Annotated in this window: 14 protein-coding genes and 1 tRNA gene; 13 read left to right on the top strand and 2 right to left on the bottom strand. The window is 63.4% G+C overall.

What is annotated here, in order from left to right; translation table 11 throughout:
* Nucleotides 1–7 precede the first annotated feature (7 nt).
* The 5 genes from C501_RS0106350 (at nucleotide 8) to C501_RS0106330 (ending at nucleotide 4,578) form a co-directional block, all read left to right on the top strand.
* Entirely contained in the window at nucleotides 8–373 is a 366-nt protein-coding gene (locus C501_RS0106350) for a cytidine deaminase (RefSeq protein ID WP_406566322.1), read from the top strand.
* 42 nt (nucleotides 374–415) lie between these two features.
* Entirely contained in the window at nucleotides 416–1,774 is a 1,359-nt protein-coding gene (locus tag C501_RS0106345; RefSeq protein WP_018134790.1) for a thymidine phosphorylase, read from the top strand.
* A 200-nt stretch (nucleotides 1,775–1,974) separates the two neighbouring features.
* Nucleotides 1,975–2,742 (top strand): DedA family protein, encoded by a 768-nt coding sequence (locus C501_RS12705; RefSeq protein ID WP_156807664.1) that lies wholly within the window; start codon nucleotides 1,975–1,977, stop codon nucleotides 2,740–2,742.
* Entirely contained in the window at nucleotides 2,739–3,896 is a 1,158-nt protein-coding gene (locus tag C501_RS0106335) for an adenosine deaminase (protein WP_018134788.1), read from the top strand. Before C501_RS12705 ends, C501_RS0106335 begins: the two co-directional genes overlap by 4 nt.
* Nucleotides 3,877–4,578 (top strand): MazG nucleotide pyrophosphohydrolase domain-containing protein, encoded by a 702-nt coding sequence (locus C501_RS0106330; protein ID WP_018134787.1) that lies wholly within the window; start codon nucleotides 3,877–3,879, stop codon nucleotides 4,576–4,578. Before C501_RS0106335 ends, C501_RS0106330 begins: the two co-directional genes overlap by 20 nt.
* Here C501_RS0106330 and C501_RS0106325 read toward each other — a convergent pair.
* On the bottom strand, nucleotides 4,567–5,193 hold the full coding sequence (locus C501_RS0106325) for a PadR family transcriptional regulator (protein ID WP_018134786.1): 627 nt from the start codon (nucleotides 5,191–5,193) through the stop codon (nucleotides 4,567–4,569). The genes C501_RS0106330 and C501_RS0106325 overlap by 12 nt on opposite strands.
* Nucleotides 5,194–5,456: 263 nt before the next feature.
* Between C501_RS0106325 and eno the strand changes: the two genes are divergently transcribed.
* The 7 genes from eno to C501_RS0106285 all read left to right on the top strand — a co-directional run bounded on the left by eno (nucleotide 5,457) and on the right by C501_RS0106285 (nucleotide 12,439).
* Nucleotides 5,457–6,731 carry a phosphopyruvate hydratase gene (gene eno, locus C501_RS0106315; protein WP_018134784.1) on the top strand — a complete coding sequence of 425 codons (1,275 nt, stop codon included), beginning with the start codon at nucleotides 5,457–5,459 and terminating at the stop codon, nucleotides 6,729–6,731.
* Between the two features lie 184 nt (nucleotides 6,732–6,915).
* Nucleotides 6,916–7,521, top strand: coding sequence for an FtsB family cell division protein (locus tag C501_RS0106310; protein WP_245532427.1), 606 nt, complete (start codon nucleotides 6,916–6,918; stop codon nucleotides 7,519–7,521).
* A gap of 29 nt (nucleotides 7,522–7,550) precedes the next feature.
* Nucleotides 7,551–8,192, top strand: coding sequence for a DUF501 domain-containing protein (locus C501_RS14745; protein ID WP_018134782.1), 642 nt, complete (start codon nucleotides 7,551–7,553; stop codon nucleotides 8,190–8,192).
* Nucleotides 8,193–8,210: 18 nt separating this feature from the next.
* Complete coding sequence (locus C501_RS14740) at nucleotides 8,211–9,185, top strand: Ppx/GppA phosphatase family protein (protein WP_043568433.1); 975 nt, start codon at nucleotides 8,211–8,213, stop codon at nucleotides 9,183–9,185.
* Between the two features lie 197 nt (nucleotides 9,186–9,382).
* Nucleotides 9,383–10,762, top strand: coding sequence for a S8 family serine peptidase (locus C501_RS0106295; protein WP_018134780.1), 1,380 nt, complete (start codon nucleotides 9,383–9,385; stop codon nucleotides 10,760–10,762).
* 31 nt (nucleotides 10,763–10,793) lie between these two features.
* Nucleotides 10,794–12,269, top strand: coding sequence for an NAD(P)/FAD-dependent oxidoreductase (locus C501_RS0106290; RefSeq protein ID WP_018134779.1), 1,476 nt, complete (start codon nucleotides 10,794–10,796; stop codon nucleotides 12,267–12,269).
* 96 nt (nucleotides 12,270–12,365) lie between these two features.
* Nucleotides 12,366–12,439, top strand: a tRNA-Leu gene (locus C501_RS0106285).
* A gap of 92 nt (nucleotides 12,440–12,531) precedes the next feature.
* Here the strand turns inward: C501_RS0106285 and C501_RS13975 are convergent.
* Nucleotides 12,532–13,383 carry a tyrosine-type recombinase/integrase gene (locus tag C501_RS13975; protein WP_083906559.1) on the bottom strand — a complete coding sequence of 284 codons (852 nt, stop codon included), beginning with the start codon at nucleotides 13,381–13,383 and terminating at the stop codon, nucleotides 12,532–12,534.
* 198 nt (nucleotides 13,384–13,581) lie between these two features.
* Between C501_RS13975 and C501_RS0106280 the strand changes: the two genes are divergently transcribed.
* Nucleotides 13,582–13,709: transposase (locus tag C501_RS0106280; protein WP_026174448.1), on the top strand; the 128-nt coding region annotated here is incomplete at its 3' end.

Genomic DNA, 13,709 nt, shown 5'->3' with positions numbered 1-13,709 from the left:
GGAACGCCTGGCTTCGGCTGCGCACCAGGCCGCCGCGAAAGCCTACGCACCTTACTCAGGTTTCCCAGTAGGTGCCGCCGCGCTGCTCGACGACGGGCGCGTGGTTTCCGGCTGCAATGTGGAGAACGCCTCCTACGGGCTGACCCTCTGCGCGGAATGCACTCTGGTCGGTGCTCTGCAGATGAGTGGCGGCGGCAAGATCGCCGCGTTCTACTGTGTGGATCAGCACGGCCAGGTGCTCATGCCGTGCGGGCGCTGCCGCCAGCTGCTCTACGAGCACCGGGCACCGGGGATGGTGCTGATGACGGTCTCCGGGGTGCGCACCATGGGCGAGGTGCTGCCGGACGCCTTCGGGCCGCAGGATCTCGTCTAGAAGAACTCGCACGAAAAGCAACGAACAGGAAGAGGGCAGAGGATGACCGGCCAGTTGGATGGATCTGGAACTCAGCGTGTTGAATCCTTCGACGCGGTCGAGGTCATCCGCACCAAACGGGATCGCGGCCGGCTCAGTGCGGGGCAGATCGCCTGGATCATCGATGCCTACACTCGGGGAGTCGTCGCCGAGGAGCAGATGGCCGCACTGAATATGGCGATCCTGCTCAACGGCATGGACGCCGAGGAGATCCAGCACTGGACCCAGGCCATGATCGACTCGGGGGAGCGGCTGGACTTCAGTGTGCTGCGCACAGGTGACGGCTCGCAGCGGCCCACCGCGGACAAGCACTCCACGGGCGGCATCGGCGATAAGATCACGCTGCCGTTGGCCCCGCTCGTGGCGGTTTTCGGAGTCGCCGTGCCGCAGCTCTCCGGCCGGGGCCTCGGCTACACCGGCGGCACTCTGGACAAGCTGGATACCATTCCGGGCTGGCGCGCGGCACTGTCCAATGACGAGATGCTGCGGCAGCTGGACGAGGTCGGCGCGGTGATCTGCTCCGCCGGTTCTGGGCTGGCTCCGGCGGACCGCAAGCTCTACGCCTTGCGGGATGTCACCGGCACGGTGGAGGCGGTTCCGCTGATCGCTTCGTCGATTATGAGCAAGAAGATCGCGGAGGGCACGGGTGCCCTGGTGCTCGACGTCAAGACCGGATCCGGCGCCTTCATGAAGGATGAGGACATGGCCCGGGAATTGGCGCGCACCATGGTGGAGCTCGGCCGGGACGCCGGGGTGAATACGGTGGCCCTGCTCACCGATATGTCCACTCCACTGGGTCTGACCGCGGGTAACGCACTCGAAGTCGAAGAGTCCGTCGAGGTGCTGGCCGGTGGCGGCCCTCAGGACGTCGTGGAGCTGACCGTGCGGTTGGCCGAGGAGATGCTCGCCGCTGCGGGGGTGACGCGCGATGCCCAGGGCCGCGAGGCGGATCCGGCCGCGGCGCTCAAGGACGGCCGGGCGATGGATGTCTGGCGGCGGATGATCGCGGCTCAGGGCGGAGATCCTGCGGCTCCGCTGCCGCAGGCCCGGGAATCCGAGGTGATCCATGCACCCGCGGATGGTGTGCTGACCGAGTTGGATGCGCTGAGCGTGGGTATTGCGGCCTGGCGTCTGGGCGCGGGCCGCAGCCGCAAGGAAGACCCTGTGCAGGCGGGAGCGGGAGTGCGCCTGCATGCGAATCCGGGTGCTTCGGTGCGTGCCGGGGAGCCGTTGATGACCTTGTTCACGGATACCCCGGAGCGGTTCGAGCGGGCACGGGAAGCCCTCGCCGATGCCGTGACCATCGCCCCGGAAGGCTCTCGCCCGGAGCTGCGCCCGCTCATCATCGATCGCATCGCCTGATCGCCCTCCGCCTCCACCGAGTGGTCGGTTATGGCGGCTCAGAACCGTTCTGAACCGCCATAACCGACCACTCGGTGGAGGAACGTGCGACGATAGATAGAAGGAAAAGAAGGAACTTCCCTCGATCATTGGTCGTTGTGCGGGAGGATAACTGATGCCCGCATGCCTATGTGTTCGAAACCAGCAAGGAGCCGCCCGCCGTGGACCTTCTCGATTTCATCCGCGGTCTGAGCGACTCGCTCAACGGCTTGATCGCCCATTCCGCCAGCCAGTGGTGGGTGGTGCCGGTGGTTGGGCTGTTCTCGATGATCGACGGCTTCTTCATGTTCGTCCCGAGCGAGAGCCTGATCGTGGCGCTCTCCGCTGTCTCCGCCAATAACGGCGGTGTGCCCAATCTCTGGTACCTCATGGCGGTCACCGCTGTCGGGGCGACGATCGGTGACAATATCGCCTACTTCCTGGGCAGGAAGATCGGCACCGCAGGTTTTGGCTGGATGCGTCAGCCCAAGGTGGAAAAGACAATGCAGTGGGCGCGCCGGGAGCTGGATAAACGCGGTGCCGTGTTGATCCTGACCGCCAGGTACATCCCCGTGGGCCGAGTGGCTGTCAACTTCACCGCGGGCGCTACCCAGTACCCGTGGCGGCGATTCGTCTGGGTCGACATCCTGGCCTGCATCAGCTGGGCGGCTTACAGCGTGGCCATCGGCAACTTCGCTGGCCGTTGGATCGAGAACAACGAACTCCTGGGAGTCCTGCTCGCCATCGTGCTCGCGGTGATCATGGGCTTCATCGTGGATCATCTGATTCGGTTCTTCCACAACTGGCTGGATCGGAAGAATCCGAAGTCGGTGAACCCCGAGATCATTGCGGAGGAGATCGAGGCGGAGGAAGCGGCTACCGCTCGCTCAGAGGACTCTGACGATTCTGATAACTTCGGTGACCCGGCATCCCGTAGAGTGAGTTCGTGACTATCCCCGCTTCTGAATCTGCCATCGACTTCACCGCCCTGCCGAAAGTCTCCCTGCACGATCATCTAGATGGCGGACTCCGGCCGGCCACTGTTGTCGAGCTCGCTGAGCAGATCGGCCATGAGCTGCCGAGCCATGATCCGGAAATCCTGGGTACGTGGTTCCGGGAAGCCGCGGACTCGGGTTCGCTGCCCCGCTACCTGGAGACCTTCGAGCACACGGTGGCAGTGATGCAGACCGTAGAGGGTCTGCGCCGGGTGGCGCGGGAATTCGTCGAGGATCTGGCCGCTGATGGCGTGGTCTACGGCGAGGTGCGCTGGGCGCCGGAACAGCATCAGCGGCGCGGGCTGAGCCTGGATGAAACCGTCGAAGCGGTGCAACAAGGGCTCCAGGAAGGCGTTGAAGCCGCTGCTGAGCAGGGCTGGCCGATCCAGGTGGGTCAGTTGATCACCGCGATGCGGCATGCCGACCGGGGTATGGAGATCGCCGAGCTCGCCGTCCGGCACCGTGAACGCGGAGCGGTCGGCTTCGATATCGCCGGCGCAGAAGACGGCTTTCTGCCTTCCCGATTCACCGAGGCCTTCCGCTACCTGGCGGAGCAGAACTTCCCGGTGACCGTGCACGCTGGTGAAGCGGCTGGGCTCGAGAGCATCCAGTCGGCTCTCGTCGACGGCCGGGCGCTCAGGCTCGGTCACGGTGTGCGCATCGCCCGTGACCTCCAGGTGGAATATCACGATGGTACGGCCGTCCTGGCCGAAGACGACGACGCCGATGAATTGGGCGTGGTGTCCTTCGGTGCTCTTGCCGCTTGGGTTAGGGATCGCGGGATCGCCCTGGAGATCTGCCCCAGCTCGAATCTGCAGACCGGGGCTATTGCGGAGTGGGGCCAGGCCCTGGCCGAGCACCCCTTCGATCTGCTCTACCAGACAGGTTTCCGGGTCACCGTGAACACTGATAACCGGCTGAACAGCGGAGTCACGCTCATCGGTGAATTCGAGCTGCTCACGGAGACTTTCGGCTACGGCCTCGACGACTTACTGGTGTTCAGCCTGAATGCTGCCGAGGCGGCTTTCCTGCCGCTCGAGGAGCGGGAGGCTCTGGCGGAGTACCTGAGCGAGGCCTACCGGGCTCAGGGTGCCATCGGCGTGGACTGAGGGCCGTACCATCGAAGATCTGGCCGCCGAGGTCGCTCGGCTCAGCGGGATCGTCTCCGCGCTGCGCGAGCACTGCCCGTGGACCCGGGCGCAGGACCACCGCACGCTGCTCGGTTATCTGGTCGAAGAGGCCTATGAGGCCGTAGACGCCATCGAGCAGGGCCGGTCCGCGGAGGAACTTCGAGGAGAGCTAGCGGATGTGCTCTTCCAAGTGGTGCTGCACGCTCAGATCGCCGAGGAGAACGGTGATTTCGACCTCCAATCCGTGTTGCACGAGCTCTCTGAGAAACTCATTCGGCGCAGTCCTCATGTTTTTGCTCCGGATGGCACGCTCAGGGTCGATGCTGATGCGGCCCTGGCGCAGGTCGATGCGGAATGGCAGCGGGTCAAGCGCGAAGAGAATCCGGTGCGCGGGGCTTTCGAGGGCATTCCGGCCGCCTTGCCGGCGCTGATGCTGGCTCAGAAGACTCTTCGTCGGGCCGGGGCACCGGCCTCTGGGCGGATCAGCCCTGACCAGCTCAGCGCGGAAGAGCTCGGGGAGCAGCTCCTGGATCTGCTGCGGCAAGCGCCCGGAGTGGATGCGGAGCAGGCACTCCGGGCGGCCGTTTATCGTCTGCAGGCCCGGGCTGAGGAAGAGCAGCAGAGCCGGGCTGCTGACGATTCAGGGGATTCACTCGGCTAGCAGCTGGTAGATCTTGCGCCGGGTGGCGTCGAGGTCCTCCTGGACTTTGGCCAGTTGCTCCTCGGTGCCATCCATGGCGATCTGCTGAACGGCTCCCATGAGTTTCGCGATGCTTTCGCGCAGATCGCGGACGGCATCGTGGTGACCGCCTGATTCAGCATCGAGCTCTTCCCAGACTGCTTCGAGTTCTGCTTCGCGTTCTGCGGTATAGGAGCGCCCGGCGTCGGTGAGGCGGTAGTCGCTTCGGCGGCCTTCGCCGGTGGCTTCGATGAGGCCTTCGTCTTCAAGTGCTGCCAGGGCCGGGTAGACCGAACCGGGGCTAGGGCGCCACAGTCCGTTGGTGCGCTCGGCGATGGTCTTCATGAGGCCGTAGCCGTTGTACTCGGACTCGCGGAGCTGGGAGAGGATGGCGGTGCGCACATCGCCTCGGCGGGCCCGCCCGGGGCCGCCTCGCCTACCCGGTCCGAAGCCTGGCCCGAAACCGGCATCGAATCCGGGGCCGAAGCCCGGCCCGAATCCGTGACCGCGGCCGCCTCGGCCACGACGCTTCTCGCCGCGCAGCGAGTCAAAAGAGTCGGCGGAGAATCCTTGGGGGAGATGGTGTCGAGTTCTCATGATGGAAAGTTCCTTTCAGGAAGGGTATTAATGCATCGCGGTATGTCGCGATAGATTAAAGATATATCGTTAAATATCGCTTGTCAATCTTTCTTGTCTCTTGGAATCCGCTGTGCTTCTTGCTGGGCTTTTTGCTGGCCGTGCAGCCGCGAGCAGCGCAGCTCGATGTCGGCACCTCGAAGGCGATAGGCTGAGATAGAAGTGATGTGTTGACCGCATCGCTGTTCTCATCATCGTTGCTAGCACTCTGGAGGAGCACGAACATGGCCATTATCGACGCCATCCACGCCCGCGAGATCCTCGATTCCCGCGGCAATCCGACGGTAGAGGTGGAGGTCGGCCTGGACGACGGCTCAGTAGGCCGTGCAGCAGTGCCCTCGGGTGCCTCGACCGGCGCTTTCGAAGCGGCTGAACGCCGCGATGGGGATAAGAAGCGCTATCTCGGCAAGGGCGTGCAGGAAGCCGTCACCGCCGTAATCGATACCATCGCCCCCGCGCTCATCGGCTTCGACGCCACCGAGCAGCGGATCATCGATCAGGTCATGATCGACCTGGACGGCACCCCGAATAAGAGCAAACTGGGCGCGAATGCCATTCTCGGCGTCTCCCTGGCGGTGGCCAGCGCTGCAGCGGATTCTGCTGATCTGCCGCTCTACCGCTACCTGGGCGGCACGAACGCCCATCTGCTGCCGGTGCCGCTGATGAACATCCTCAACGGCGGCTCCCACGCAGACTCCGATGTCGATATCCAGGAATTCATGATCGTCCCCTTGGGCGCCTCCACCTTCTCCGAGGCCCTGCGCTGGGGTGCGGAGATCTACCATGAGCTCAAGAAGGTCCTCAACGAGAAGGGGCTTTCCACCGGGCTCGGCGACGAGGGCGGTTTCGCACCGAATCTGCCATCCAACCGCGCCGCACTGAATCTGATCCTGGAGGCGGTCAAGCGCGCCGGCTACACCCCGGGTGACGATATCGCGCTCGCCCTGGACGTGGCCTCGAGCGAATTCTTCAAGGACGGCGTCTACCACTTCGAGGGCCAGGCCCGCACGGCTCAGGAGATGAGCACGTATTACGCCGAACTGGTGCGGGACTACCCGCTGGTCTCCATCGAGGATCCGCTGCAGGAAGACGACTGGGACGGCTGGAAGGCGCTGACCGATCAGATCGGCGATCAGGTCCAGATCGTCGGCGACGACCTCTTCGTCACCAACCCGGAGCGCCTCCAGCGCGGTATCGACGATCACATCGCGAACTCGTTGCTGGTCAAGGTCAACCAGATCGGTTCGCTCACCGAGACCCTGGACGCCGTAGCGCTCGCGCAGCGGCACGGCTACACCACGATCACCTCGCACCGCTCCGGCGAGACCGAGGACACCACGATCGCCGATATCGCCGTCGCCACCAACGCGGGGCAGATCAAGACCGGCGCTCCGGCCCGTTCGGATCGGGTGGCCAAGTACAACCAGCTGCTGCGCATCGAAGAAGACCTCGACGATGCCGCCCGCTATGCCGGGCGCAGCGCCTTCCCGAGGTTCTGAGGATCACCCCGGGTTCCTCCCGGAGATCAGCCTGATCTCACGATAGTCTGGGCTCACCGCCATGCGGTGAGCCCAGACTGCTATCTGCCGGAAAGTTCCTCTTATGCCACCACGCAAACCCAGTGTCCCGCGGGGCACCAAACAGGGTGCGCCGGCGCAGAGACAACCGGAACAGAATCAACCTGTGCAGAGCCACGCTGCGTCGAGTCAAGTAGGGCGCTCTGCCGTGCCCGGCTCGACTCCGGAATCGACAGCTCAGAGCGGTGCGAAGAAAGCCGCTTTAGGAGCCCGCCCCGCCGAGACGCAGAAAGGCTCCAGCAATCAGAAGAGCCAGAAGAATCAGAAGGAGCAGAGCGGCTCGAAAGGCTCGGACGGCAAGCGCCGCGGTACCGTCCAGGGCGCCGAACCGGTAGCGGCTCGGTCTTTTTCCGGGCGCGCGGTTCTCCTGGTAGCCGTGCTGGTGCTTGTGGGGATCATCGTGGCTCCATCAGTCAACAACTTCCTTCAGCAACGCGCTGAGATCTCTGCGATCAAAGCGGATATCGCCTATCAGCAGCAGCGCGAAACGGATCTGCGCAGAGAGCTCTCCCGCTGGGACGATCCGGCCTATATCAGAATGCAGGCGCGGGACAGGGTTAATATGGTGATGCCGGGAGAAACCGGGTACTGGGTCTACGGCAATGCCGAGGTTCCGGCTGCCCCCGAGCAGGCGCCGTCCACGGCTAACCCCGAAGGGCGGCCGTGGGCAGACGGGCTATGGCAATCCATCGTCTGCTCCGCCACTGAATAAGCCCGCTGATCTGCACAGGAGTTGAGTACGTGGCTGAAACCGCTTCCTCTGCCGAAGGTAGCCTGCCCACCACCACTGATCTGGAGACCTTGAGCCGGCAGTTGGGCCGCCCAGTGCGCGATGTCGTCGAGATCTCGGCGCGCTGCGTCTGCGGGAACCCCCTGGTCGCGGCCACTGCCCCGCGGCTGAGCAATGGCATCCCTTTCCCCACCACGTTCTATCTGACCCATCCGGTACTCGCTGCTGCGGTCTCCCGGATCGAAGCTGGGGGAGAGATGGCTCGGATGAACGAACGGCTTTCAGCGGATCCGGAACTGGCCGAAGTCCACCGAAACGCGCATGAGATGTATCTGGCTGCGCGAGCCCGGATCGGCGAGCTGGCCGGCAGCGGCGAGGTCCCGGAGATTTCGGGCATCTCCGCCGGCGGAATGCCGGACCGGGTGAAATGCCTGCACGTGCTGGTCGGTCATGCGCTCGCCGCCGGGCCCGGGGTGAACGTTCTGGGTGATGAAACGCTCCGGTTGATCAAACCTTGGTGGATTCCGGATCGCTGCTCTTGCGCGGGGGCCTGGGACGCTGCCGGGCCGGTTCCTGACCGGGATCTGAGCAGGCACGTCCGGCGGGCCAACCAGGGCTACGCGCGGCTGACCGGCCCAACAGAGGACCAGTAGAGGAACCGGATGGCGCGGATGACTAGAGTAGCGGCGATAGACTGCGGGACGAACTCAATCCGGCTGCTCATAGCCGATATCAGTGGCCCCATGACTGTCCATGATGTGCAGCGCGAGATGCGGGTGGTGCGGCTGGGCCAAGGCGTGGATGCGACCGGTGAATTCTCCTCGGAGGCCCTAGAACGAACCTTCGCGGCTGTGGATGAGTACGCCGAGCTGATTCAGCGGGAAGGCGCGGAACGAATTCGTTTCGCCGCCACCTCGGCCAGTCGCGATGCGCGCAACCGGGACCAGTTCATCACTGGAATCCGGGACCGGCTGGGAGTTGAGCCGGAAGTCATCAGCGGAACCGAGGAGGCGGAGCTATCCTTTACCGGGGCTGCCAGCGGCTTGCCGCAGGTGGAACCGGGCACTGCTCTGGTGGTCGATTTGGGCGGAGGCAGCACGGAATTCGTGCTCGGCGAGATCCGGAGCGGAGCCCAGATTCAGTCGCAGTCCGTCGCTCCCCGGCTGATCGCCTCCCGCAGCGTGAACCTCGGCTGCGTACGGTTCACGGAGCGGTATCTGACTTCGGATCCGCCGACTGAACCCGAACTGCTGGCTGCTGTAGCCGATATCAGAGCCGTTATGGCCGAGGTGGCCGCGCAGATTCCGCTGGCTCGGGCGCAGCAGGTGATTGGAGTGGCAGGTACCGTGACCACGGTGACCGCGCACGCCCTGGGCCTGACGTCGTATCTGCCGGAAAGACTGCACGGAGCCGAGGTGGCGATCCCGGAGCTCATCCGAGCCAGTGATGAGTTGACGGTGATGAGCCGTGCGGAAAGGTCGTCGCTGGGCTTCATGCACCCGGGGCGAGTCGATGTGATCGGTGCGGGCGCGCTGATTTGGCGGACTATCCTGGCGGAGCTGTCAGAACTGAGTGGTGGCCGGATCCAGGCGGCGGTGACGAGCGAGCACGACATTCTCGACGGCCTGGCTCTCAGCCTGGCCTGAGTCTCATCAGAGCGTCTCAGCGGCGCGCAGGGTATTCTGGACGGGACTGAGTTTCGGAGTAATGCTTCCGGTGCAGCGTCTAGATCGCGATCCTTCATCCGCGGTGGAGAGCTGTGCCAGTGGTGGAGGCCGGGACCAAGGGTAAGTACCAAGGGGGTCCAGTGGAGAGAAGCTCTAGGGCGGAGTCGATCAGGCAGGTGAACCGACCTGCTGGTTTCCGTCGAATTCTGGCTGCTTTCACGCTCTTTCTGGTTCCCGCTTTCCTGCTCGCCTCTCTATGGGCCGCGCCTTCCGCGTCTGCCGATGAGACTCGAAACCGGCAGTACTGGCTCAACGACTACGGCATCCAGAAGGCTTGGGAGAGCAGTAAAGGTGCTGGCGTCAAAGTCGCGGTGATCGATAGCGGAGTCGATGGCAGCCATAAGGACCTCAAAGGAGCCGTAGTTGGCGGCACCGATGTTTCCGGCTCCGGCAGCTCTAATGGGCAGCAGGGTCTCGGTGCACGGCCGGAACACGGCACATTGGTCGCCTCGGTGCTCGCCGGGCGCGGCACCGGCGGCGAAGACGGCGATAGCCCTAGACCCAACGGGGTTGTCGGCGTTGCTCCGGAGGCAGAGCTGCTCGCCGTCTCCACCTGGCTCGGCAGCCCGAATCCGTCTGGTAAGAGCGTCGATGAGCAGATTCCTGAAGCCGTGCGTTGGGCAGTGGATAATGGCGCCCGGGTGATCAATATGTCGCTCACATCCAGTTCGCCTTCCTGGCCGCAGAGCTGGGACGAGGCGTTCCTCTACGCCGAGGAACGCGATGTGGTAATCGTAGCTGCGGTGGGGAATACCGATGCCGGGATCACCCAGGTGGGCGCGCCGGCGACCATTCCCGGCGTCGTGGCGGTAGCGGGCCTGAAGCGGGATGGCACTGCGAGCCAGGGATCCTCCGCGCAGGGCATCACGATCGCGGTATCCGCCCCGGCGGAGAACCTGGTGGGAGCCCTGCCGGGCAATAATTATGCGGACTGGGGCGGCAGCAGTGGTGCTGCCCCGATCGTCTCCGGGGTGGCTGCGCTCATCCGCTCCAAGTATCCGGGCATGCCTGCTGCCCAGGTCATTAACCGGATCATCCGCACCGCGAAACCCGCCGGCGATGAGACGCCTAATAATGTTTACGGCTGGGGCATCCTCGATGCGGATGCTACGCTCAATGCCGATGTCGCTCCGGTGACGGTGAGTCCGCTGCCGAGCCTCCAGGAGTGGATCACGATCCACCGTCGGGGTACGCAGCCGACTCCTACGAGCACGGCCACTGCCTCCGCTGGTTCCGGTGGGGAATCCGTACCGCCGGCTACCGCTCCTGTTGCCATCCAGCCGACGCAGCTGAGTTCTCCTCTGCCGGGGATCTTGATCATCGGGTTCGGGGTGCTCCTGCTACTCGTCCTCGTCGCCGGAACCGTGCATCTGCGCTGGCTCAGGAAGCGCCTTGAACGGTCGAGACAGCCCGCAGGTACCGACGGTTCGGGCTCTGCGGAGACCGCGGCAGCAGACCTGGGGCGCCCCAGGGAGGACCCTCCGCGCACTTCGTGAATCTTTTCACAAACTGCGTTAGACTAGAGTCATGGCAAGCCCACTAGAACTCCAGGACCGCCCGCGAGTACTCATCGTTGGCGGCGGCTACGTCGGCCTTTATGTAGCCTTTGGGCTGCAAAAGAAGATCGCCAAGGCGGGCGGGGTGGTGACTCTGGTTGACCCCATGCCGTACATGACTTATCAGCCTTTCTTACCAGAAGTCACCGGCGGCAACATCGAGCCGAGGCACGCCGTGGTCTCCTTCCGTGAGCATCTACCGCAGACCGAGGTCATCCAGGGCAAAGTCGTCAAAGTCGATCATGCTCATCGAGTCGCGGTCGTGGAGCCGAGCAGCGGGGGGGAGCCCTTCGACATCCCGTATTTCGATATCGTCATGGGCGCCGGAGCGATCACCCGCACTTTCCCGATTCCCGGCCTGGCCGAGCAGGGCATCGGCTTGAAGACCATCGAAGAGGCCACGGCCCTGCGCAACCAGATCATCGACAAGCTTGAGCTGGGGTCGATCGAGACCGATCCGGTCAAGCGCCGCCGGATGCTGACCTTCGTCGTCGTCGGCGGAGGCTTCGCCGGGGTCGAGGCCATGGGCGAGATGCAGGATCTCGCGAAGTCGATCGCGGAGAAGAATCCCAGGCTGAAGCCGGAGGAAATTCGCTTCGTGCTGGTCGAGGCGATGGGCCGGATCATGCCCGAGGTGACCGAGGCCTCTGCTGAGTGGGTAGTCGAGCACCTGCGCTCCCGCGGGGTAGAGGTTCTTCTGAATACCTCGCTCGCGGACGCGACGGACGGCAAGCTCAAGCTCATCAACATGCCGGATAAGAGCCCCGCGGATGAATTTGAGACCGACACTCTGGTGTGGACCGCAGGCGTTCAGGCGAGCCCTTCGGTGCGGAACACTGATTTCCCGATCGATGATCGCGGCCGGATTAAAGCCGGCGCGGATCTGCGCATCACTGGTGAATTCGGTCCCTTGGAGAACGCCTGGACCGCCGGTGACGTGGCCGCGGTACCGGACCTCAGTGGTGGCGGAGTCGGCGGATTCTGCGTGCCGAACGCCCAGCACGCGGTGCGCCAGGCCAAATTGCTGGCGAAGAACCTCTGGGCTTCGCGGTGGGATAAGCCCCTGAAAGATTACAAGCACAACACCATCGGCGCGGTAGCCGGCTTGGGTTTGTGGAAGGGTGTGGCCAGGGTCGGCAGCGTCAGCGCCCGCGGCCCGCTCGCCTGGCTCATGCACCGTGGCTACCACGGCCTGGCGATGCCGACCTTCGAGCGCAAGGTTCGGGTGATCTGGAACTGGATCCTGAGCTTCTTCCTGGGCCGGGATATCGCCCCGCTACTGAACTTCGACCAGCCTCGGGTGGCTTTTGTGGAGGCGGCCACACCGCCGGCCAAGGCCGCTGAGAAACCAGCCCCTGATGCGCAGCCCAGTGCCCAGTCCGCTGCGAATGCGGCTGAGAGGCAGGAGCAGAAGCCAGGAAAAAAAGCAGCGGCTCCCAGTGTCTGAGGAGAAACCGTGATGGTGCGCTAGCGCACCAGAGGAGGGTCGTAATGTCCGTTGCGCAGCCGAAGGTCGGCTAAGCTGGGCAGAGCGATTCATCGCGCCCCAGTAGCCCAACCGGCAGAGGCAGCGGACTTAAAATCCGCCCAGTGTGGGTTCGAATCCCACCTGGGGCACAGGATAAAGCCCCTGTTCAGAAGCATATTTAGGTTTCTGAACAGGGGCTTTCTTTACCGTTTTGAGCCCTTTTGGTGGCCTATTTGGTGGCCTATAATGGTTTTCGACGCTTCAAGGAGCGGCGATTTTCCAGGCTAATAACTTCCGCCCCCGTGGGCGGATCGCCTTTGCCGGGCGCGGACCACAGCGCATCCTCGACTCTTCTGGAGGCATCTTTGAGCATCTCATCAACCACATGCTGATAGCGGGTGGTCATCGATACTGCCGTCCAACCCATCATGTTCATAACCACGCGGGGTTGAACATTGAGGGCCAACAACACTGTCGCGGCAGTATGTCGGGCATCATGGAGCCGTACAGATGGCACACCTGCATTGGCGAGTAAGGCTTTCCACTCGGTCCAGTCATCCTGATAATTTCGGGCAGCACCTAAGCGAGTTGAGAAGACCAGATCCACTGTGCGTCCGGCATCATCGGTGAAACCTGTCCACCGTTCCCCTTCTTCTATTCGCCACCGTTTTTGGGTCTCCTGAAGTGCTGTCAGTGCCTCAATGAGTGGGCCTGGGAGCGAGATGGTTCGCACTGCGGCCTTAGATTTCGGTTCACCGATGAAGACACCGCCGCCCTGTCGTTGGGGGCATCGCCAAGCAGCTTTCCCGCAGCTTTTTTCGTGGCAGCCATGCGCCCAAGGGAGCCTGTATAGGGAGCGGGTAACGCGGAGGTTACCTGCTCTTAGGTCTACTTGATCCCAGCCCATACCAAGAACCTCGCCCTGCCTTAAGCCGAGAGCCAGGGCCACAATCCAGCGAGCCTCGTCCTCGTCGCCACTAATCGATGCAAGGAGCTTCTTCGCATCTTCAATCCCAAGGAGTTGCGGCGAAAAATTGGAGGGTCTAGGCGCAGTAACATTCTCAGCAACATTGACACCGACTAGACCTCTCATCCGCGCGACTTTTAGGGCACGTGACAGGATCCGGTGAAGTTGTGTAACGGTCGTTTCCGACCGTCCAGCATCTCGGAGGTTCCGGTAGATCGAATCGAGGTCCTCTGCGCTTAAACGGGAAAGCTTTTTCTGGGTGTGCCCCGGGTTTGGTTGACATCTGATCTGTGAGGATTCGTCCTCGCTGGAAGGATGTATCTCTTGCCCAAGCCCTATCCGAAAGAGTTCCGTGACGATGTCGTGGCTGTGGCCCGTAAAGCCCGGGCCCCGTTATCGCAGATTGCGAGAGACTTCGGGATTTCCGAAGCCTCGTTGTTCAACTGGCTGAA

Source organism: Acaricomes phytoseiuli DSM 14247 (assembly GCF_000376245.1).
Taxonomy (GTDB): Bacteria; Actinomycetota; Actinomycetes; order Actinomycetales; family Micrococcaceae; genus Renibacterium; species Renibacterium phytoseiuli.
This window is presented reverse-complemented; position numbering and strand designations above follow the sequence as displayed.

Excerpts from the sequence above, each read along its gene's own strand:
- C501_RS0106325 (WP_018134786.1), bottom strand. The coding sequence starts at position 5,193 with ATGAGAACTCGACACCATCTCCCCCAAGGATTCTCCGCCGACTCTTTT.
- C501_RS13975 (WP_083906559.1), bottom strand. The coding sequence starts at position 13,383 with ATGAGAGGTCTAGTCGGTGTCAATGTTGCTGAGAATGTTACTGCGCCT.
- eno (WP_018134784.1), top strand. The coding sequence starts at position 5,457 with ATGGCCATTATCGACGCCATCCACGCCCGCGAGATCCTCGATTCCCGC.
- C501_RS14740 (WP_043568433.1), top strand. The coding sequence starts at position 8,211 with ATGACTAGAGTAGCGGCGATAGACTGCGGGACGAACTCAATCCGGCTG.
- C501_RS0106345 (WP_018134790.1), top strand. The coding sequence starts at position 416 with ATGACCGGCCAGTTGGATGGATCTGGAACTCAGCGTGTTGAATCCTTC.
- C501_RS0106290 (WP_018134779.1), top strand. The coding sequence starts at position 10,794 with ATGGCAAGCCCACTAGAACTCCAGGACCGCCCGCGAGTACTCATCGTT.